The following is a 23,506-nucleotide window of genomic DNA, read 5'->3' as shown; positions in this document are numbered from 1 at the left end:
TAATTAAGTGGAACTGCTTAATAATTGCGTTTGTTGCTTAGGTTTGCTCACCAGCATTAACGCCGCTATTGCAGCAAGTAAAATCATTGGAATACTCGCCCCGATCACCATTCCAGCACTTGAACCAAAGGACAATAGCATTCCTGCCAATAATGGCCCTGCAAATGAACCGATGCGACCCACTGCAACAGCAGCCCCTACGCCAGTCCCGCGCATTTCTGTTGGATAAAATCTGGCAGCTAAACCATAAAGTGCCGATTGCCCACCGACAATAAATAATCCACAACCAATTGCTGATAATGAAAGCAATGCAACTGTTGGAGAAATAGCAAGACAGCATAATGCAACCAAAATCCCAGCGTAAATCAGCTTAATCACAAAACTCATGCGTAGCTTATCTAACAAGAATCCCATGAGTATTGAACCAAATATTCCACCGATGTTGTAACCAATTTGCACATAGTTGGCCTCGTTTTTTGATAGACCTTGAGCACCCATCAATAACGGTAACCAATTTAATAAGAAATATAAAACCACCAAGGTACAGAAAAAACTAATCCAAATTTGTACCGTAGAGAAACGGCGTTCTTTGGCAAAAAGTACTTGCATAAATGGTACTGTCGCTTGATGGCCTTTGACCAAATAGGCATTCGATTCGGGTAAAAACTTCAGTAATAATGGAATCATTAATACTGGAGCCAATCCCCCAATGTAAAAAATATGACGCCATTCACTGTCACCCGCTAAAGCCATTGCCACAAATGATGTCAGCATACCGCCAAAAGGAATACCACTGTACATAATACTAACAGCGGTTCCTTTGTATTTATCTGAGACTGCTTCCGAAGCCAAAGTAATCATCATGGGTAAGGCTCCGCCCATGCCTAATCCTGTTAAGAAACGAATTAGAATCAATACGCTATATTGACTTGCAAAAGCAGTTAAAATCGACATAATTCCAAAAAGTAAGATACTGAACATTAATACTTTTTTTCGTCCAATTTTATCTGCAAAACGACCACCTAATAAAGCTCCGGGCAATGTTCCCAAAGTTGCTGCACTAAATGCCCATGCCATTTGAGCATTATCCAAACCAAATTCTGCTCGCATACGCGGTGCTGCTACGCCCATTGATTGCAGGTCAAAACCTTCAAAAATTGCGATAGCAAAACACAGAGCCAGCGTTAATGTGGCTTTCCCTGAATGGCTTACACTTTTTTCCATTCGCATTATCCTTGTCTTCAATTTTAATTAATACACATCCTGTATAGCTATTTTTCTTTGCAAAAAATAACGTTAAAAATATCACCCAAACTTATATAAAAAACAATCATTATTTTTATTAATATTAATAAATAATTATTAATATTAATAAATACAATGAATTATAAAATAAATGCAAAATAAGTTAAAAAACACTTGAATGTAAGTTTAACTGATATTAAATTAAAAAACATAAAGCAACCCTCAGTCATCATGGAGAAACAATAATGACTTATGAAAATCGTTGGAAAACAGTGGATGTTAAAGTAGAAGCTGGTATTGCTTGGGTGACGTTAAACCGCCCAGAAAAGAAAAATGCAATGAGTCCTACCCTCAATAAAGAAATGATTGATGTTTTAGAAACATTAGAATTAGATCAAGAAGCCGGTGTCGTTGTACTTACAGGTGCAGGCGATTCTTGGACAGCAGGAATGGATTTAAAAGAATATTTCCGTGAGGTAGATTCACAACCTGAAATCTATAACGAACGTATTCGTCGTGATTCATGTCGCTGGCAGTGGCAATTACTGCGTATGTACTCTAAACCAACCATTGCGATGGTCAATGGCTGGTGTTTTGGCGGCGGTTTTTCACCTTTAGTGGCCTGTGACTTAGCGATTGCAGCTGATGAAGCCACATTTGGTCTGTCTGAAATTAACTGGGGAATTCCACCGGGGAATTTGGTCAGTAAAGCTATGGCAGACACTGTAGGCCATCGTACTGCACTTTATTACATCATGACCGGCAAAACATTTAGTGGACAAGAAGCCGAAAAAATGGGCTTGGTAAATAAAAGTGTTCCACTCGAACAGTTAAAAGCAGAAGTTACAGAACTGGCCAATATTCTGCTGGAAAAAAACCCTGTTGTACTGCGTACTGCTAAAAATGGCTTCAAGCGCTGTCGTGAACTCACTTGGGATCAAAATGAAGATTATTTATACGCAAAACTTGATCAGTGTATTCACCGTGATACGGAAGGTGGCCGCGAAGAAGGTTTAAAACAGTTCTTGGATGAGAAAACCATTAAACCAGGCTTACAAAGCTATAAACGTACTGGCTAATTCCACACTTATTAATGGACATGTAAGGAAACATTACCCATGCAAAATGTACAGTTATTAATTCACGGACAATCTGTAAATTCAAGTTCAGCACAAACCTTTGAGCGAATTAGCCCAATTGATGGCACGGTGGCATCCGTTGCTTCAGCAGCAACGCTTGAAGATGTCGATCAAGCAATTGAATCGGCACATCGGGCATTTAATATCTGGTCTAAATTGTCACCGACTGAACGTCGCTTAAGATTATTAAAAGCTGCTGATCTGATGGATCAAAAGACTGAACAATTTATCCAGATTGGTATGCGTGAAACAGGTTCAACTGCCACATGGTATGGGTTTAATGTTCACCTTGCAGCCAATATGCTTAGAGAAGCAGCAGCGATGACCACACAGATTGATGGCAGTATTATTCCATCTGATGTGCCAGGTAACTTAGCAATGGGTATTCGTGTACCCTGTGGCGTCATTGTCGGTATGGCACCTTGGAATGCCCCTGTTATTTTGGCCACACGGGCACTTGCAATGCCTTTGGCTTGTGGCAACACTGTGGTATTAAAAGCTTCAGAAGCCTGCCCTGCAACACATCGCTTAATTGCTGAAGTATTACTTGAGGCTGGATTAGGCGAAGGTGTGGTCAATGTGATTACTCACTCTGCTACAGATGCGCCGCAAATTGTAGAGCGATTAATTTCACACCCTCTGACAAAACGGATTAACTTTACAGGTTCAACCCATGTCGGAAAGATTATTGCAGAGACTGCGGCAAAATATTTAAAACCCGTATTACTTGAACTTGGCGGTAAGGCACCTGTTGTAGTCTTAGATAAAGCCAATCTTGAAGATGCGGTGAATGCAGTTGCATTTGGTGCCTTTTTTAACCAAGGGCAAATTTGTATGTCGACGGAACGTGTTTTAGTTGATGAACAAATTGCCGACCAATTTATTGAAAAATTAATTGAAAAAACCAAAACTATTCAGGCTGCTAATCCACTTCAAGGAAATTATCCTTTGGGGGTATTAGAGAGCGAAAAAGCGGCTAACCGATTACATCACTTATTAGAAGATGCTCAAACAAAAGGGGCGGATTTGCCACTCGGAATTAATATTCAGGGTGCTATGATGCAGCCAACTATTATTGTGAATATTACGCAAGAAATGAAGCTCTATCGTGAAGAATCATTTGCACCAGTATGCACGATTCAACGCTTTAAAACGGATGAAGAAGCCATTCAACTTGCAAATGACAGTGAATTTGGTTTGTCTTCCGCAGTATTTAGTCAAGATATTGTTCAAGCTTTGGCAGTAGCAAAACAAATCGAATCAGGGATTTGTCATATCAATGGTGCAACGGTTCATGATGAAGCGCAAATGCCATTTGGTGGTGTAAAACAAAGTGGTTATGGTCGCTTTGGTAGTAAAGCATCTGTTGCCGAATTTACTGAACTGCGTTGGATTACCATTCAAACAACCCCAAGACACTATCCAATTTAAATACAGACAGGGATCGAGAGTAAGAAAAACAAACTCTTTATTCAAATGGACTAAAAATAGTTATAAAAAAATTGATATGGAGTAAGACAATGGCGCAAATGAATGCTGCCCCACAAAACTATCCAGAGCGTTTAGTCAAACTTGGTGGGCATGAAATTAATTTTCATTATGATAATGAAACGCTCTATATATCTCCAAAAGAACAATTGAAAGATTATCCGCAAAAACTGACGGATCGCTTACTCCAATATGCTAAATCGCATCCAGATCGAACCTTTGCTGCAAAACGAAATGCTCAAGGTGAATGGACGAAACTCAGTTATTCAGATACTGTACAAAAAGCATGGCATATTGCACAAGCTTTACATAACCGCAGTGATTTATCGGCCGAACGTCCGCTGCTGATTTTGTCTGGGAATGATTTAGAGCATCTATTACTGTCGATGGGTGCCATGCTAGCAGGTGTACCCTTCTCTGCTATTTCTCCTGCTTATTCCTTAATTTCTCAAGATTTTGACAAACTTAAACATGTTTTTGATGTTTTAACGCCAGGATTGGTTTTTGCAAATGATGGGCAAGCATTCGCAAATGCAATTCAATGCTGTGCCAAGCCGGATGTAGAAGTTATTACAAACTCTGGAATTTTAGGCAATACGGCATGCACAGCATTTCAAAGGTTACTTGATACGCCAGTGCATAATGTTCAAGATCATTATGCACATCTAGATGAGCATCAAATTGCCAAATTCTTATTTACTTCAGGCTCCACAAAATTACCCAAAGCGGTTCCGACGACACATCTAATGTTGTGTGCGAATCAACAAATGCTTTTACAAACATTTCCTGAATTTGAAGATACACCACCTATATTATTGGACTGGCTGTCTTGGCATCATACCTTTGGCGGAAGCCATAATGTCGGCATTGCACTCTACAACGGCGGAACCATTTATATTGATGATGGTAAACCTGTTGCAGGCAAATTTGATGAAACCATCAAAAATTTAAAAGAGATTTCTCCAACCGTATATTTAAATGTGCCAAAAGGTTGGGAAGAACTGACTGAAGCTTTAGAAAAAGATAAAGCATTAAGAAATACCTTTTTTGCTAAAGTTAAAATTTTGTTTTTTGCAGGTGCAGCACTCTCAGAAGCTGGATGGAATCGTCTAGATCGAATTGCCCAAGAACATTGCGGTGAACGCATCCGGATTATGTGTGGTTTGGGGATGACCGAGACCGCACCATCCTGCACATTTTCTACAGGCCCTCATGTAAAAGCCGGTTTTATTGGCTACCCTGCACCTGGCTGTGAAATTAAACTTGTTCCCAGCCATGACAAATTAGAGTTTTGTGTGCGTGGTCAAAATGTCATGCGGGGCTACTGGCGTTTAACGGAGCATCAACAGAATCAAGTTTTTGATGAAGAAGGTTTCTACCGTACTGGCGATGCAGTCCGTTTGGTCGATGAATCTGACCCAAGTCAAGGCCTCATGTACGATGGCAGAATTGCCGAAGACTTCAAGTTAAATACAGGTACTTTTGTTAATGTCGGAACATTACGCAATAAAGTTCTGATCCAAGGCAACCAACTCATTCATGATGTCTGTGTCACGGGTTCTAATTTAAATGCCATTGGTTTTTTAATCTTCCCGAAATTACAAGCGTGCGCGACTTATGCAGGTTTGAAATTAACAGAACATTCAGCTGAAGAAATTTTACAACACCCCAAAATCCAACATTGGTTTAAACAATTTCTGATTGCATTTAATAAAGATGCAACGGGCAGTTCTAATCGGGTCGCCATGTTGTATTTGATGACCGAAGCACCACAGTTAGATCTGGGCGAAGTGACAGATAAAGGTAATCTGAATCAAAGCAATATTTTAAAAAAACGTAGCAATCTCGTAGATGCCCTATATAGCAAAGTTGCTGATCATGCGCTGATCATTAGAATTCCCACCCTGAATAATTAGCCTTAACTACAAGAAAAACAACTCTATTTTATAGAGTTGTTGATCCCTTTTTGTCTTTAACTTTTTACCCAATAGGTAAAACTATGCAAATAGATAGCGAATTTGAACTGTTTAGAGATAATTTCCGACGGTTTTTAAATGAATACGTTGCCCCATATTATGAGCAATGGGAAGAACAAGGATTAATTCCGCGTGAGATTTGGAACAGACTTGGTGAAAATGGTTTTCTTTGTGTAGATGTCCCAGAACAGTATGGTGGATATGGCGCACCAGTCCACTATTCACTGATGTTGGTTCAAGAAACGGCTCAGGCTGGTTTTACTTCACTGGCTGTAGCCATCGGTGGACAAAGCGAACTGGTTTCCCCTTATATTCAAAATATAGGGTCAGAACAACAAAAGAACTTTTGGCTACCCAAAATGGTAACAGGGGAAGTCGTTAGCGCGATTGCCATGACAGAAGCCAATGCTGGCTCAGACTTACAGGCGATTCGAACCCAAGCGATTTTGCACAATCAATATTATCTGGTCGATGGTTCTAAAACCTTTATATCGAATGGTCATCATGCAGATCTAATTGTATTGGTGGCAAAAACGGATCCTCAAGCACGAGCAAAAGGCATTTCAATTTTATTGGTCGATGCACAGCTTGAAGGTGTGAAAAAAGGTCGCTGTCTTAAAAAAATTGGGTTACATGCTCAAGATACTGCCGAGCTTTTTTTTGATCAAGTTCATGTTCCTAACAACCAACTTTTAGGGGAAGCGGGCAAAGGTTTTAGCTACCTGATGCAAGAATTACCTCGTGAGAGACTCAGTATTTCCATGATGGCACTTGGTTCCATGTTAGGCGCAATTGAGTTGACCAAAACCTATGTACAAGAACGTAAAGCCTTTGGTCAAGCACTAAGTCAATTTCAAAATACCCGATTTGTCCTTGCACAGGCTCAAATTAAAGCAAAGGCTGCGCAAGCTTTTGTGCAGCAATGTGCCGATTTATATAGCCAAGAGCAACTTACCGTCTCTGAGGTCGCGGCACTGAAATGTTTTATTACCGATACCCAGTGCGAAATTATGGATCAACTACTCCAGTTGTTTGGTGGCTACGGCTATATGCAGGAATACCCAATTTCACGCTTTTTTGTCGATGCACGTGTGCAAAAAATTTACGGCGGAACCAATGAAATTATGAAAGAAATCGTGGCTCGCGAGCTATTAGGGAAATAGGCTTAAAGATAATCAAATTCGGGTAATACGGGGGTCGTATTACTTTTAAAACAAGAAAGTCGTTTCAGGAAGAAATGCTATGTACAAAATTTGGCTTACCTCATCAATGCTTTTATCTACACAAGTCTTTGCCGGTCATTTCATGGATAACAGCAGTGTAGAATTAACCACTCGAAATTTTTATTTTGATCGAGATTATCAAGAACAATCTGCTTATCCCGCTGCAAAAGACTGGTCGCAGGGATTAATTTTGAAAGCAAATTCTGGCTATACCGAAGGAAAAGTAGGTTTTGGTTTAGATATTTTAGCAACGGCAGGATTTAAGCTCGATGCGGATGCCGAACATGCTGGCACTGGAAATTTACCGCGTGATACCCGCACCAATGAACCCGCTAGCAGCTATGGTGAAATTGGGGTAACAGCGAAAGCCAAGATCAGTCAGACCGAAGTAAAAGTCGGTACACTCATGCCAATGAATCCAGTTTTAGTGGCTTCCCCTGCTCGCTTATTGCCTCAGACCTATCGAGGTGTTTCGCTTCAATCTAAAGATATTCAAAATCTTGACTTACAGGCTGCTTATATTGATCAGGTTAATCATCGTGATTCGACCAATTATGAAAAGATTAAAATTTCAGGGGTCAATGGCCGTTTTAAAGCTGCCGAAACAGATGGTCTATATTATCTAGGCGGGCATTATGATTTTAATAAAGCCTTTAAACTGACTTCATTTTATCTCGATGTGGCGGATTTATATAATCAGACCATGGCTGGAATACAGCATAAATATGCAATCAATGAACACGCCCAGCTGACCTCGCAATTACGCTACTACCGAAGCCGTGATGAAGGCCAAGCCAAAGCTGGATTGGTCGATAATGACTTATTGCATGCACATTTTGAATTAAAGCATGATCAGCATAAATTTATTTTTGGCACATTCCAACATCAGGGTGAAACCGCATTTCCTTATTTGTCAGGTGGTGAAACGGGTTTACTGATTGACACATGGCCGGGTGAATTCTTAAATCCAAAAGAAAAAGTATATAGCTTTCGCTATGAATATGACTTTAAAAACATCATACCCGGTCTGCGTTTTATGACACGTTATACAACGGGTCATAATGTTTATGCACCGAATTTAGGCGGCACAAACTTAAAGGAAGATGAACTCGATTTCGATCTGGGCTATACCGTTCAAAGTGGCTTGCTTAAAAATTTAGGCTTACGCGCACGTTATGCCATCTACGACAACAACATGCTACCTACAGCCAACATTAAACCAGTCAATGAAGCAAGAATTAATATTGATTACACATGGAAGTTTAAATAACTATTTTTATTAACCCTAGTTCTTTGTGACTAGGGTTAATTTTTAAAGGAAAATCATAATGATAAATTCAAAAAACTTACCGCCTATTCATCATTTATTAAATGGCCATGACTTGAGTTGGGATGAAAAATTAGCTCAAATTCATGTGAAATATACAGCCTTAGAAAGCTTTACCAATCCAAGAGGTAAGGTTGAGGGCGGTATGATTTGTGCAATGTTAGATGATGCAATGGGACTTTTAGCAACAATGAATACATCCCATAAGCCAGCGGCAACAATTAATCTCACCATGGATTTCTTTAGACCATGTGACATTGGGGTCATCGAAGTAAAAGCATACTTTATAAAACAAGGCAATAAAATCTTAAATATTGAAAGTGAAGCTTGGCAAAATAAAAAATTGGTCGCGAAAAGCTCAGCTGCATTTATGGTTCTATAAATACAGTATTCATTTGGCGAATGCTCAAGCACTTTAAAAAACCAAAATAATTGCAGCAGCCTAATCCATAGGAAATAGCACCCTTATTTTATTCAGTACTTCATTCAAAATATTTAAAGCTGCAAATTCCAAGCCAGTCATTTAGACCTTTGAAACACCTTGCATGATTTAGTCATTAATTTATGCCACATCAATTTTTATTCGACACAAACGATGGCGTAAACGGAAATAACCAACATAAGGAATATGTATGCAAAAAAAATTGCGCTCCATTTTTACCACGGGTAGTAGCATATTAGGCATGGGCCTACTTTTAGCCAGTTGTGGAAGTGATAATGAAACATCCCCAATAACACAACAAACGATTCCACAACTGTCCCCTGCTGTTGGAACCTCAATAAAAGGGAGTTGTGATGATTTAAAATCTTTCTCATTTGAACACACGACCATTACTACCGCAACGTTACAAGATGCAGGCAGTTTGAGTGTGGCAAACAAACCGATAAGAGCACATTGCTTAGTCACAGGACACATGTATTCGCGGATAAGCCCTGTAGATGGGCAACAGTATCAAATTGGTTTTGAAATGCGCTTACCCTTGGACTGGAATGGTCGGTTTCTTTATCAAGGTAATGGAGGTACAGACGGTAATATTGCGCAAGCTGTGGGTAATGTGGGTAGCGGTGGTCCATTAACAAATGCCTTATATGAAGGCTTTGCTGTCATTTCCTCTGATGCAGGACATTCTGCTCAACAGAATCCTACTTTTGGAATAGACCCACAGGCTCGAATTGATTACGGCTATGGTGCCATAACCAAGCTAACCCCGATGGCAAAAAATTTGATCAAAGCTACCTATGGAAAAACACCTGACCGCTCCTATGCGGGAGGAACTTCAAATGGTGGACGACATGCCATGATTGCAGCCACTCGTCTGCCGAATGAATATGACGGTATTTTAGCCAGCACCCCAGGATTTCATTTACCACGTGCAGCAGCAGCCCAACTTTACACAGCGCAACAGTTACGAACGGTGGCTACAAATGAAAATGATTTAAGTACAGCATTCACCTTATCTGAACGACAAACTGTGGCCAATTCTATTTTGGCGCGTTGTGATCATCTAGATGGAATTGTTGATGGCATGGTTCAGGATATTGAAGCATGTCGTTCTGCATTCAACATTTATAAACATGTGCCCGTGTGCCAAAAAGAAAGAAATGGAAACTGTTTAAGCACAGCGCAAATTCAAGCAATATCCAATATTTTTACTGGGCCAGTAAACTCTAAAGGTGAAGCCTTATATGCAACCCAACCTTATGATCCGGGGTTACTCGGAAGCAATTGGGCAAGTTGGAAATTTGAATCATCCATAGGCACAGCACGAGACCCAGTTGCCGTCGGAATCATTTTTCAGGTTCCACCTGATTTAACTGTTGTTCAAAATTCCAGACAGTTTGCATTCAACTTTAATTTTGATACAGATTATCCTAAATTATCGGCAACAAATGATACTTACCAAGAAAGTGCCATGTCCTTCATGCTGCCACCGAATGAATTAAACCTAGACCCGCTGCTTTACCGCGGTGGAAAAATGCTAATTGTACAGGGCGCTGCTGACGGTGTTTTTTCTGTAGACGATACTCAAAACTGGTATGACCAGCTTATGCAAAGTTATGCGAACAATACTTCAGCGAAAGCATCTGACTTTGTGCGTTTCTTTCGAGTCCCTGGAATGAATCACTCATCTGCTGGCCTAGCCACAGATCAATTTGATGCACTTCATGCTTTAGTAAGATGGGTTGAATATGGGGAAAAACCTGAGCGCATTATTGCGACAGCACGCGGAATAGGCAACTTAAGCGGTAAAATAAATACTGAATTGCTATCTGATTGGGCAGCGGATCGCACTCGTCCATTATGTGCTTATCCACTTATTGCTCGTTATAAGGGTCAAGGTGATAGTGAAAAAGCTGAAAACTTCAGTTGTAGCTAATAACAGCTGTGTCGTACAAACTAATCTTTGAAGGCTTATTCAATTTTCTAATGAATAAGCCTGCACCTAAAATTTATCGTATGACTAATGGGTCTGAATAGCACTCTAACCAATGCACAAGAACGTCATACTAAAATATATCCATGAATAGGTTTATTTAAGAGTTTTTGTTTTATTTAGCTTTACGAAATTAAAGATCTTAAATTGCTGTAATGCTTACTGGGTCATAGGTATCAATTTGCATAAATACCCCATAAAACAAAAATTACGTGATGTACGTTGAACAGATGCCTATTTCAATAAAGTGCGATATGTCACGACATCTAAGGTTTTGAGATAATTTTTATTGTGATTTTAAGCATTCGGTTGTTAACGTAAGTAATAGGTATTGTATAAATTTCGCTCTCACTTACGCCTTTATGCACCTGATTAGATCGGATGATTGTAAGTAAATAGTGCATTTTTCATTTAAATTATCCAATAAAATCAATTTTACCGTGGCATGAAATTTGCTCTAAACATATTTACAATATTTTTATTTTTCAATTATTAAAGGTATGTTCTATGTTTAAGCACACGCTCCTTTCATTGTTTGTTCTCAGTGCTCTTGGTACTTCAGCGGTCTATGCAGAAAGTTTTAATGTTCTTAAGCAGATATCAAATAAACCTGTTCAGTTAAAAGATGGTGAATACAAAGGTAATTATTATGTACCTTCGACTTTAAATACTATTACTTGGGGATACTTGCCAAATAAAGATGCTAAGCCTGTCATTTCTGTTCCATCTGGTAGTGTTGTGACTTTTGATACAGTTTCACATGAAGGTTTACTTGAAGATCAAGGACGCGATGCAGAAAAGTTCTTCAAGTCAAAAGGTGTTAAAGCCGAATTCATTTTAGATGAAGCAAAAAAAATCACTCAATCCAAACTAAGCCATGATTTTCATAAAGATGGTCCGCATATTGTGACTGGACCTATTGAAATTCAAGGCGCGCAACCGGGTGATATATTAAAAGTAGAAGTGATTAAGGTTGAGCCGCGTGTTCCTTATGGTGTCATCTCCAACCGTCATGGTAAAGGTGCACTGGTTGGTGAATTTCCGAAAAAGCCACAACAAGAAAATGCCTCTGCTGCCCATCCTGAACGATATGGCAATGTTTCAGTATTTACCCCAATAGAAAAAAATGCGAACGGTGAATATGAGGGTGTGCTAAAAACAGAATCAGGTAAGTCTATTCGTTTCCCACTTTATCCATTTATGGGCATTATGGGGGTCGCTGCTAATACCTCAAAACCTGTACATTCTGTTCCGCCGGCAATGTATGGCGGTAATATTGATATCAATGAATTAGGCGCTGGATCAACTGCTTATTATCCTGTGCAAGTCTCTGGTGCTCTGTTCTACACAGGCGATAGTCATTTTGCACAAGGAGATGGTGAAGTAGCTTTGACAGCACTTGAGGCATCCGCTCGTGCAACACTTAAATTTACTTTATTAAAAACAGGCAAAGATAAGATTCCTGGTAAAGAAATTGTGCAACCTTTGGCGGAGAATGCTGAATTTTGGATTACACCAGGTTTAGATGTAGATTTAGATGAGGCAATGAAAAAATCTACTCGTGAAGCAATTCGTTTTTTAAATCAGGAATACGGCATTGATGAGGCAATTGCCTATGCTTACTTAAGTGCTGCTACAGATTTTGAAGTTTCACAAGTCGTGGATAGAACCAAAGGAATCCATGCCAAAATACGTAAAGCAGACTTCAAAGAGTTCAGTGAAGAACAAAAATAAGAATAAAATTATTATAACGAATATTTCTCCCCTGAAAGCTAAATGTATAGTCTGGCTTTCAAGGGGGGTAATTAATTACTCTTATTATAATTTATATCGATAAAAGCCTATTTAGAGGTGCTTATAGGCACTAAAATACACAATTTCAACCCATCCGCTCTAATCTCGATCACTTCATTTTCATCGCTGCTTTGGTCTTTCTTTTGCACATCACTAGCTGCGCTGAAGCAACGAACTTGCTTAATACTGCAAATTATTTAGTGCAAAATAAGCCGAAAATTACACTTTGTACACCCGAACATGCAATGTATATGAGAGTGTACACAGCGTATGTACACTGTAGCTAGTTATGTTCAGGCTTAAAAAAGGAACCCTTTAGGATTAAGCCTTACCGAAGCTTTCATCAAATTAATTTTTGATACTGTTTTAAAAAGTTTAATTTGGGGGAAATTAAAGAGAAGGAGTTAACACCATAGATATGCTTTTGATGAGTTCAACTGAATCATCAATCAAATAGGTAATTAAAAATGATATACGCGGCTAATTTGGCAGTTCTATTATCCAAATCGAACCGTGGGTTGCATTCAGCCACATCAAAAACTTTAATTTTTCCAGTTTTTTTAATAGCCTCTAATAATGGATCAAAAACGGATAAATCAATGCCTTTGACTGCCGGTGCACTGACACCGGGTGCGATGCTGGCGCTAAACACATCCAAATCTACCGTGATGTACAAGTCATCAACCTTTTCAATAAAACCGTTAATTTTCGCAATTAAATTTTCAAGATTGGTCAGTTGTAATTCATGATCGTAGATATAAGTACAATTCAAACGATCCGCTGTTTCAAACAAAACTTTAGTATTTGAATGTTTCGCCACACCAATACAGAGATAATTAAATTCCTGATCATGCTGTTCTGATAATTTTGCTGCATTTAAAAAAGGCGTTCCTGAAGTCACCTCTTCAGCTTCACGTAAATCAAAATGCGCATCAAAATTAATAATCCCAATTTTACGGTTTAGCTCGTTGTTTTGGATATATTGAAATAACCCAGAAAAACTACCAAATGCAACTTCATGCCCGCCACCTAAAACAATCGGTTTCATACCTTGTTTTAAGCTGCGTTCAACCTGCTCTGCCAATTCAGCCTGAGCATGTTCTAATTTTCCATGATCACAAACTACCGTACCCAAATCCGCAATTGAGACAGGTTGATGAACGGGTAGATTTGCCAATTGAGCACGGATCATATCAGGTGCATCAGCTGCACCTAAACGTCCTTTATTGCGCTTCACACCTTCATCAGAACTAAAACCGATTAAAGCAAAAGCAGCATGTTGACGGGTATTGACCACCTGATGGATACGCAAATGTTGTTCGCCTTCACCATCTTGTCGTCCTTGCCACTTAAATGAATGATTCATCATGAATACAACTCTTTAAAAATTAGTCTTGAGCCTAGATCGAAATTTCGGTGCCATGCTGAATGATTCGCTTCGGTAAATCACCGCCCAACCAATAGACAATTTCCGAAGGATGCTCAATATCCCACGCAATAAAATCAGCAACTTTACCCTGCTCTAAACTACCGTGTGTGTCTTGCAAACCCAGTGCATATGCGGCATGAATTGTTACAGCTGCCAGCGTTTGTTCAGGCGTTAAACGGAATAAAGTACTGCCCATATTCATCATCAAACGTAAAGATAAAGCTGGAGATGTTCCCGGATTTAAATCACTGGATAATGCGATACGTACACCCTGTTGATGCAAACTGTCTAATGGCGGATATTTGGTTTCTCTCAAGAAATAAAATGCACCTGGCAATAACACCGCAACTGTGCCTGAAGTGGCCATGGCTTTGGCATCATCCTCGGTCATAAACTCCAAATGATCTGCGGATAATGCATGGTAACGCGCTGCCAAACTTGAACCACCCTGTGCAGACAATTGTTCTGCATGTAGTTTAACGGGTAGGTTTAATGCTTGAGCTGCTTTAAAAACACGTTCAACTTGCGCAGGAGAAAATGCCAAGTGCTCACAGAAAGCATCGACTGCATCGACTAAACCTTCTTGATGCAGTTTGGGTAACATCTCCGTACAGATATGCTCAATATAAGCATCACTTTGATCTTGATACTCAGGTGGTAAAGCATGCGCAGCCAAGCAAGTAGCACGTACTGTCATTGGTAATGTGTCTGCAATTTTCCGAATGACACGGAGCATTTTCCGTTCATTGACATAGTCCAAACCATAACCTGACTTAATTTCAATGGTGGTGACACCATCTTTAAGTAAACAACGAATTCGTTTTAAGGCCGATGCAAGCAGTTGTTCTTCACTGGCTTCACGCGTGGCACGAACCGTACTGGCAATCCCACCGCCACTTGCCGCGATCTCAGCATAGCTGACACCTTGTAAGCGTTTTTCAAACTCAACACTCCGATTTCCGCCAAATACACTATGGGTATGACAATCAATCAAACCGGGAGTCACCCATGCGCCATTGAGGTCAATGGTCTCAGCATAGTCATCTACAGGAACATCTTTTTCTGCGCCAATCCAGTGAATACGCTGTGCGAAAGTAACGATTGCAGCCTGTTCAATACTGGAATATTGCCCATCTTGCATGGTGGCAATATGACAGTTTGTCCAAAGTTTTTTCATTGACATTTCCTCGTGCTGCCCATGCTTGAATCACGCTTGGGCAGCTTCAGTATCAGCTTTCCATTTCGATGTTTTGTTGAAGATCTTGTTTTTCTTTTACTGAGTTTTGCTTAGGCTTGACCCATATCGTGTAAGCAATCCAAAGTAAAACTAACCATGTTATACCGACATAAAGTGCAGGTCGTGAGTCTGGGAAATATCCCATCATGGCTAAAATAAACAGCATAAATACAATGGCGAATGCAGGTGCATAAGGCCAGCCAATCACAGGGAAATCGAGTGCTTTAATTTCTGATTTAGACAGTTTACGGCGCATACCCACTTGAGAAAGTAAGATCATCAACCACACCCAAACCGTTGCAAATGTTGCAATTGAAGCGATGATAAGAAATACATTTTCAGGAATCAGATAGTTAAGCACGACGCCGACAAGTAACACACCTGCCATTACTAAGACAGTCATCCAAGGCACACCATTTTTAGAGAGCTTTTGGAAAACTTGAGGTGCTTGTTTATGCTTGGACATACCATACAGCATACGTCCTGCACCAAAGACATCACTATTGATCGCGGAAATCGCAGCCGTAATCACCACAATATTTAAAACAGTTGCAGCAGATTTAATCCCTAGATTTTCAAAAATTTGTACAAAGGGACTGCCTTGGCTACCAATTTGATTCCATGGGAAAATCGACATCAATACAAAAATTGTCAGAATATAAAAAAGTAAGATCCGTACAGGAACCGCATTAATCGCACGCGGAATCGACGTTTTTGGATCTTGTGATTCACCCGCCGTGATCCCAATGATTTCGATGCCACCGAATGCAAACACCACCACAGATAAACAGGCAACTAAACCCATAATCCCATTCGGCATAAAACCTTCATGAATCCATAGGTTTTGAATACCAGGTACAAAACCAGTGTGATCTGCATTGAAGCCATAGAACATCAGACCAAAACCACCCAAAATCATGGCAACAATAGCGCTGACCTTGATGATAGATAGCCAGAACTCGACTTCACCAAAGACTTTAACGTGGATCAGGTTAATTGCCCCTAAGAACATAATCAGCGATAAAATCCAGATCCATCGGGGCACATCGGGATACCAGAACCCCATATAGATACCGAAAGCGGTCACGTCAGCCAAGGCGACAATGATCATTTCAAAGACGTAGGTCCAACCTGTGGTAAAACCAGCTAAAGGGCCAAGATAATTCGAAGCGTATTCACTAAAAGAACCAGATACGGGGTTATGAACAGCCATTTCCCCTAATGCTCGCATCACAATATAAATTGCAATCCCTGCAACCATATAAGCAATTAAAACAGACGGACCTGCCATTTTAATTGCCGTTGCAGAACCATAAAAAAGTCCTGTTCCTATGGCTGAACCTAATGCCAAAAAGCGGATATGACGGGTGTTTAACCCCCGCTGTAATGTGGAGTGTTGTGACATTATAATCTCCAATCCTTGAGGAAATTTAGTTAGATTCGGTCACTCCATGTGACCGTTTTATTGATCACACGTTAGACAAGCTCGGTAATAGCTTTGGAATCAGTAATTCGTTCAAGCAACCACTCGCGAGCAATTCACTTGCTTGCTCAATATCGGGTGCAAAGAAACGATCTTCACTGTAATAAGGCACTTGATCACGTAGCATTTTACGTGCACGCTCAAGTTTTGGAGAACTCTTCAAACCTTCACGGAAATCAAGACCCTGACATGCACCTAACCACTCAACTGCAAGAATGCCGCGGACGTTGTCAGCCATATACCACAAGCGTTTTCCTGCATTCGGTGCCATAGAAACATGGTCTTCCTGATTGGCAGAGGTCGGTAAACTATCAACACTGGCAGGATGTGCAAGTGCTTTATTGTCACTGGCTAAGGCAGCAGCCGTGACTTGAGCAATCATAAAGCCTGAGTTAATACCACCATTGGCAACCAAGAATGGTGGCAACTGGGACATATGACGGTCCATCATCATCGAAATACGGCGTTCAGACAGTGAACCAATTTCAGCAATCGCCAATGCCAAATTATCCGCTGCCATTGCTACAGGCTCAGCATGGAAGTTACCGCCAGAGATGACGTCACCTTCGGCAGCAAAGACCAATGGGTTATCTGAAACTGCGTTTGATTCAATTTCTAGAACGTCTGCCGCTTGACGAATTTGCGTTAAACAAGCACCCATGACTTGAGGTTGGCAACGCAATGAGTACGGGTCTTGAACCTTGCTACAATCCTCATGTGAATGTGCGATTTCACTTGATTCAGTCAATAAGTCACGATATGCAGCGGCAACATCAATTTGACCACGCTGACCACGAACTTCATGGACACGTGCATCAAATGGTGCGCGTGAACCGAGCATAGCTTCAACGCTTAACCCACCACACACGGTTGCCGCAGCAAATAAATCTTCTGCTTCAAATAGACCACGTAATGCATAGGCTGTTGAAACCTGTGTACCATTTAAAAGCGCCAAACCTTCTTTCGCCGCTAAAGAAATTGGCTCTAAGCCTGCGATTTTTAATGCTTCAACAGCAGGTAGCCACTCACCTTTGTAGCGTGCTTTACTTTCACCCAATAAAACCAAAGACATATGTGCAAGTGGTGCTAAGTCGCCTGAAGCACCCACTGAACCTTTTAATGGAATATGCGGATAGACTTCTGCATTGATCAAGGCAATGATTGCATTAATCACTTTAAGACGGATACCAGAAAAACCACGTGCCAAACTATTGGCTTTTAACAACATAATTAAGCGAACCATCGCATCATCTAAAGGTACGCCCACACCAGCAGCATGAGAAAGTACCAATGAGCGTTGTAGCTGTTCTAAATCTTCAGGGGCAATTTTAGTTGAAGCGAGTAAGCCAAAACCAGTATTGATACCGTAAGCTGTACGCCCTTCATTCACAATTTTTTCGACACATGCAACACTTGCATTGATGCCAGCATAAGCACTGTCATCCAGTTTAACTTTGATTGGATTTAAATATGCTTGGCGAAGATCTGCGAGTGTGAGCTTGCCTGGTTGAATTAAAAGTTCCATTTTGACGTCCTGTTTTGCGCTATATTGTTCTCTTACGATGCTGCTTACACAATTGCAAAAAGCATCGTAATGTCCTTGTCTGTTTATTGCGTGATCATCGGCAAGTTCAAGCCTTGCTCTTTAGCACAGTCAATCGCGATGTCATAACCTGCATCGGCATGACGCATTACCCCTGTTGCAGGGTCATTGGTCAGTACACGTGCAATACGTGCGGCAGCTTCATCTGTACCATCACACACGATCACTACACCTGAATGTTGAGAGAAGCCCATCCCTACGCCACCACCATGATGTAATGACACCCAAGTCGCACCACCTGCTGTATTAAGCAAAGCATTGAGTAATGGCCAGTCAGAAACTGCATCTGAGCCATCTTGCATTGCTTCTGTTTCACGGTTTGGACTTGCCACTGAACCTGAGTCTAAATGATCACGACCAATCACGATTGGCGCTGAAAGCTCACCGCTACGTACCATTTCGTTAAATGCCAGACCTAATTTTGCACGTAAGCCTAAGCCGACCCAGCAAATACGTGCAGGTAGGCCTTGGAAGCTAATCCGTTCACGTGCCATGTCTAACCAGCGATGTAAATGTTCATCATCTGGAATCAATTCTTTGACTTTCGCATCTGTTTTGTAGATATCTTCGGGATCACCAGAAAGTGCAACCCAACGGAATGGACCGATACCACGACAGAATAATGGACGGATATAGGCAGGTACAAAACCAGGGAAATCAAATGCGTTTTCTACGCCTTCTTCCTGCGCCATTTGACGGATATTGTTACCATAGTCAAAAGTTGGGACACCCATTTTTTGGAAATCCAGCATCGCCTGAACATGCTTTGCCATCGATTGTTTAGCCGCTTTTACAACTACTTCTGGCTCAGTTTTGGCACGAGTACGGTATTCGTCCCATGTCCAACCAATTGGTAAATAGCCATTGAGTGGATCATGTGCACTGGTTTGATCCGTCACCATGTCTGGATGTACACCACGACGAACCAACTCAGGTAAAATTTCAGCGGCATTGCCATGCAGTGCGATCGAAACCGCCTTGCCTTGTTTGGTATATTTTTCAATACGCGCTAAAGCATCATCTAAATCAATAGCTTGTTCATCGACATAACGGGTACGTAAACGGAAATCGATACTGGTTTGTTGGCATTCAATATTGAGTGAACATGCACCTGCAAGTGTTGCAGCTAAAGGTTGAGCGCCACCCATACCGCCTAAACCAGCAGTTAACACCCAACGACCCGTTAAATCACCATTGAAATGTTGACGACCAGCTTCTACAAAAGTTTCGTAAGTTCCTTGTACAATGCCTTGGCTACCAATATAAATCCAAGAACCTGCGGTCATTTGACCGTACATTGCCAAGCCTTTGGCATCTAGCTCGTTAAAATGTTTCCAATTTGCCCAATGTGGAACTAAGTTTGAATTGGCAATAAGAACACGTGGCGCATCTTTATGGGTTTTGAAAACACCCACTGGCTTACCAGATTGAACCAATAAAGTTTCATCATTTTCTAAAGTTTTAAGCGTTTCAACAATTTTGTCATAACATTCCCAGTTACGTGCAGCACGACCAATACCACCGTAAACCACAAGTTCTTTTGGATTCTCTGCGACATCAGGATCAAGATTATTCATCAACATACGCAGTGGAGCTTCAGTCAACCAACTTTTTGCATTGAGCTTTGTACCACGAGGTGCGCGAATTTCTACATCACGAAATTTTGTTGTCGTTGTTGTCACAATAGGACTCCTTCCTTTGAGTTTAAGCCAGCAAATTAAACTGCATTCACTGTATAGTAATGTACCAACTTGTATATACATCCATATACTACACAAATCTTTAATATTGAAAAGATGCTTTTCTAATTATTTTTAAAAAAATTTATAAGCATATAAAATATATAAATTTATTTTTCGTAAAAACAAAAAAACGCAGACAACCTCAGGTTGTATGCGTTTAAGTAAAATCAATAAAATTTAGATTTTTGTGAGTTGTATAAGACAAGCTTGCTTTAAAAATTGCTGATTTAAAATGATTGCTTGCAATGATTTTTCATTTTCGAGTTTAAGGCTGTCCTGATGTTGCAAATGAAAAGTCTGTTGATCAATTTCGATCACTAAAGCTCCAACACTCTGATTAAAAATAAAGATCAAGTCAGATGATATGGGTATTTCTGACACTTCTGGAGAGAAAATCCACTGATATTGTGCATAAAACTTTTTCGGATTATAAATCAAATTAAAATCTCGAATGTGTCCTGCCAGCAATTCACAGCTGACCACACTGTCCCCACTAAACTCAACGGACTGCAATGTCTTTAAATGCTTAACAGCATGATCTATACACAATGAAATACCTTGACCTTCCAATACCGTCAAAAAGCGATTCATCCCATTAAACTTGGAAAAATCACCTGATGTTTTCACATCGGCCATCGAAATCCGCCAATCAAACGCATCTAAGCTTTCACCCACACTACGGGCAATCTCAAGCGTATAGCCTTCACCATTTTTCCATCGCATTTTTTTGTAATGGCTGGCTTTTAAAAGCGCAATCATTGGGTAAATTTACCTTCCAAATAATAGCGACTACCCGGATAAATGAGCCTTGCACTCGAAATGAGTTGTTTATTGGACCATGTTCTGCGACGAATCAATAAACAAGGTTCTGTTTTATTTATTTTTAGCCATTTACATTCTTGTGCCGAAGCGAGAATCGCAGTAACCACATGCTCACCTTCAGTGACAGGTGCTTTTGACATTAAATAAGCATTAGGCGTGATGGTTTTAAAATCTTGTGCCAAATAATCTGGAATCAGTACAGGATCAACTAAACGGTCTTCGATTTGCACAGGCACATCATTTTCATAATGTACGATGATCGAGTGAAATAAGCGTTGCCCTTCTCGAATGTGCATTAAACGACTTTGTTCTGCATTGGCTCGAATTTGTTCAAGTACCAATACTTCAGCATCATGTTTATGATTTCTCGCAATAATTTCTTCTGCAATATTATTCACATGAAATAATGCTGTACGACCTTGTCCTTCGGCCACAAAGGACCCGACACCCTGTATGCGAACCAATAAACCTTCACTGGTGAGTTCACGTAATGCACGATTCACGGTCATGCGACTACAGCCCAGTAAATTGACCAATTCACTTTCTGAAGGAATTTTTTTATTTACAGTCCATGTTCCTTCATAAATTTTTTGTGAAATCATTTGTTTCACGCGCAAATACAAAGGAACAGGACTATCTTCTTCTAGAGATAAGTCTAGATCATTGTGCTTTGACGCTCTTGACATTGGCTAAAACTCATACAAAATATTCTAAATCATTGTATCTTGAGTCGATATTATTTGTATATACAAGCCTATACAAATAATCATGATAAAAATATTCGATACTCATCAATATCATTAAGCTTATATCAATTTAATCATTTTGCTTTTGCACGGTTTAATCGTCCATATGAGCAAGAACAAAGCACTGCTTTGTTGCACAAACATTTAAAAGTTAAAGTCTTAGATTAGCATTTGAAGTGCAACACCATGTTCTTCCAACACTGCTAACCTTTCTTCTTCTTTCTTTACAACTAGATCAATACTTTGAGAAATCAACTTATGTGCATCATCAGCTTTAAAAAATTAAAAAAGTATTTCGTACCTTAAAAAATGGATAAAGATCTGGAGGATTCGGATAGCTGTGTAGGATGAATTTCGCTTCAATGAGGGAAATACCCTAATGGACTAGAGGATACAACAATGACCTCACGCAGCATTACTGAATGGCAAGACTTCGTTAAGAACTGTATTGATTTTCGCCCACACGATGGTGTGTACCGCATTGCTCGAGATATGTTTACCGAAACTGAACTGTTCGATTTAGAAATGGAACAGATCTTTGAAAAAGTCTGGATTTATGCCTGTCACGAAAGTGAAATTCCAAATAATAACGATTTTGTGACGGTTCAAATTGGCCGCCAGCCTCTGATTATCAGCCGTGATAGTAATGGCGAACTTCACGCGATGGTCAATGCGTGTGAGCACCGTGGTGCAACCTTGACACGTGTCAGCAAAGGAAACCAAGCTACTTTCACCTGTCCATTCCACGCTTGGACCTATAAGTCAGATGGTCGCTTGATTAAAGTCAAAGCGCCAGGTGAATATTGCGAACACTTCGATAAAACCACACGTGGTCTTAAACAAGGTCGTATTGCCAGTTATCGCGGTTTCGTATTTGTTAGTTTAGACAGTCAGGCGACAGATTCTTTAGAGGATTTCTTAGGCGATGCAAAAGTCTTCCTTGATTTAATGGTTGATCAGTCTCCAACAGGTGAACTTGAAGTATTACAAGGTAAGTCCGCCTATACTTTTGCAGGTAACTGGAAACTCCAAAATGAAAATGGTTTAGACGGTTACCACGTCAGTACGGTGCACTATAACTACGTGTCTACAGTGCAGCATCGTCAGCAAGTCAATATCGACAAAGGCGCAGACCTTGACACATTAGATTACAGTAAATTAGGTGCTGGCGATTCAGCAACAGATGATGGCTGGTTCAGCTTTAAAAATGGTCATAGTGTTTTATTCAGTGATATGCCAAACCCAACGGTTCGTCCGGGTTATAGCACGGTTATGCCGTACCTTTTAGAAAAATATGGGGCAAAACGTGCGGAATGGGCCATGCATCGTTTAAGAAACCTGAATTTGTACCCTAGCCTGTTCTTTATGGATCAAATCAGTTCGCAATTACGCATTATTCGTCCTGTAGCTTGGAACAAAACAGAAGTGATTAGCCAATGTATTGGAGTTAAAGGTGAGTCTGCCGAAGCACGCCGTAACCGTATTCGCCAGTTTGAAGACTTCTTTAATGTGTCTGGTTTAGGAACGCCTGATGACTTGGTAGAGTTCCGTGAACAACAAAAAGGTTTTCAAGCACGTCTTGAACGCTGGAGCGATATTTCACGCGGTCATCACACTTGGGAATATGGCACCACCCAAAATGCGCAGGATTTAAATATTAAACCCGTCATTACCGGACGTGAATTTACCCATGAAGGCTTATATGTCAATCAACACGGTCAATGGCAACGCTTAATGCTCAATGGCTTAAATAAAAAAGCGTTAAAAATGCAAGATGTGACTTTTGAGCAACACACTGTCAAGGAAGAGGTGTAATC

General features: G+C 40.3%; 17 protein-coding genes. 9 read left to right on the top strand and 8 right to left on the bottom strand.

From position 1 onward, the window contains the following. Positions 1-3 precede the first annotated feature (3 nt). Complete coding sequence (mhpT, locus tag F994_RS13645; protein ID WP_004651131.1) at positions 4-1,224, bottom strand: 3-(3-hydroxy-phenyl)propionate transporter MhpT; 1,221 nt, start codon at positions 1,222-1,224, stop codon at positions 4-6. A 266-nt stretch (positions 1,225-1,490) separates the two neighbouring features. Between mhpT and F994_RS13640 the strand changes: the two genes are divergently transcribed. The 8 genes from F994_RS13640 to F994_RS13605 all read left to right on the top strand — a co-directional run bounded on the left by F994_RS13640 (position 1,491) and on the right by F994_RS13605 (position 12,567). Next, entirely contained in the window at positions 1,491-2,324 is an 834-nt protein-coding gene (locus F994_RS13640; RefSeq protein WP_004651130.1) for a p-hydroxycinnamoyl CoA hydratase/lyase, read from the top strand. A 39-nt stretch (positions 2,325-2,363) separates the two neighbouring features. Beyond that, the gene (locus tag F994_RS13635) at positions 2,364-3,815 is read left to right on the top strand and encodes an aldehyde dehydrogenase (protein WP_004651129.1); all 1,452 of its coding nucleotides are present in this window, start codon (positions 2,364-2,366) and stop codon (positions 3,813-3,815) included. An 89-nt stretch (positions 3,816-3,904) separates the two neighbouring features. Further along, positions 3,905-5,788, top strand: coding sequence for a feruloyl-CoA synthase (locus F994_RS13630; RefSeq protein WP_004651128.1), 1,884 nt, complete (start codon positions 3,905-3,907; stop codon positions 5,786-5,788). 83 nt (positions 5,789-5,871) lie between these two features. Continuing rightward, entirely contained in the window at positions 5,872-7,011 is a 1,140-nt protein-coding gene (locus F994_RS13625; RefSeq protein WP_004651126.1) for an acyl-CoA dehydrogenase family protein, read from the top strand. A 79-nt stretch (positions 7,012-7,090) separates the two neighbouring features. Further along, positions 7,091-8,341 carry an OprD family porin gene (locus tag F994_RS13620; protein WP_004651125.1) on the top strand — a complete coding sequence of 417 codons (1,251 nt, stop codon included), beginning with the start codon at positions 7,091-7,093 and terminating at the stop codon, positions 8,339-8,341. Between the two features lie 58 nt (positions 8,342-8,399). Continuing rightward, on the top strand, positions 8,400-8,780 hold the full coding sequence (locus tag F994_RS13615; RefSeq protein WP_004651124.1) for a PaaI family thioesterase: 381 nt from the start codon (positions 8,400-8,402) through the stop codon (positions 8,778-8,780). A gap of 250 nt (positions 8,781-9,030) precedes the next feature. After that, entirely contained in the window at positions 9,031-10,776 is a 1,746-nt protein-coding gene (locus F994_RS13610) for a tannase/feruloyl esterase family alpha/beta hydrolase (RefSeq protein ID WP_004651123.1), read from the top strand. A gap of 564 nt (positions 10,777-11,340) precedes the next feature. Then, positions 11,341-12,567, top strand: a complete 1,227-nt coding sequence (locus F994_RS13605) for an acetamidase/formamidase family protein (RefSeq protein WP_004651122.1) — start codon at positions 11,341-11,343, stop codon at positions 12,565-12,567. A 505-nt stretch (positions 12,568-13,072) separates the two neighbouring features. Here the strand turns inward: F994_RS13605 and hutG are convergent. From hutG to hutC, 7 genes are all read right to left on the bottom strand, one after another. After that, positions 13,073-13,993 (bottom strand): formimidoylglutamase, encoded by a 921-nt coding sequence (gene hutG / locus F994_RS13600; protein ID WP_034697345.1) that lies wholly within the window; start codon positions 13,991-13,993, stop codon positions 13,073-13,075. A 34-nt stretch (positions 13,994-14,027) separates the two neighbouring features. Then, complete coding sequence (gene hutI / locus F994_RS13595) at positions 14,028-15,233, bottom strand: imidazolonepropionase (RefSeq protein ID WP_004651120.1); 1,206 nt, start codon at positions 15,231-15,233, stop codon at positions 14,028-14,030. Between the two features lie 52 nt (positions 15,234-15,285). Continuing rightward, positions 15,286-16,698 (bottom strand): amino acid permease, encoded by a 1,413-nt coding sequence (locus tag F994_RS13590; protein WP_004651119.1) that lies wholly within the window; start codon positions 16,696-16,698, stop codon positions 15,286-15,288. A 64-nt stretch (positions 16,699-16,762) separates the two neighbouring features. Continuing rightward, entirely contained in the window at positions 16,763-18,301 is a 1,539-nt protein-coding gene (gene hutH / locus F994_RS13585) for a histidine ammonia-lyase (protein ID WP_004651118.1), read from the bottom strand. An 83-nt stretch (positions 18,302-18,384) separates the two neighbouring features. Further along, complete coding sequence (gene hutU / locus F994_RS13580; RefSeq protein WP_004651117.1) at positions 18,385-20,061, bottom strand: urocanate hydratase; 1,677 nt, start codon at positions 20,059-20,061, stop codon at positions 18,385-18,387. 237 nt (positions 20,062-20,298) lie between these two features. Continuing rightward, entirely contained in the window at positions 20,299-20,880 is a 582-nt protein-coding gene (locus tag F994_RS13575) for a HutD/Ves family protein (protein ID WP_004651115.1), read from the bottom strand. Next, positions 20,877-21,629, bottom strand: a complete 753-nt coding sequence (gene hutC, locus F994_RS13570) for a histidine utilization repressor (RefSeq protein WP_004651114.1) — start codon at positions 21,627-21,629, stop codon at positions 20,877-20,879. Before hutC ends, F994_RS13575 begins: the two co-directional genes overlap by 4 nt. 459 nt (positions 21,630-22,088) lie before the next feature. Here hutC and antA point away from each other — a divergent pair, with 459 nt between their 5' ends. After that, positions 22,089-23,504 (top strand): anthranilate 1,2-dioxygenase large subunit, encoded by a 1,416-nt coding sequence (gene antA, locus F994_RS13565; RefSeq protein ID WP_004651113.1) that lies wholly within the window; start codon positions 22,089-22,091, stop codon positions 23,502-23,504. Positions 23,505-23,506: the final 2 nt, after the last annotated feature.

Source organism: Acinetobacter bohemicus ANC 3994 (assembly GCF_000367925.1).
Taxonomy (GTDB): Bacteria; Pseudomonadota; Gammaproteobacteria; order Pseudomonadales; family Moraxellaceae; genus Acinetobacter; species Acinetobacter bohemicus.
The sequence above is the reverse complement of the archived record's forward strand: the minus strand, read 5'-3'. Positions and strand labels throughout refer to the sequence as shown.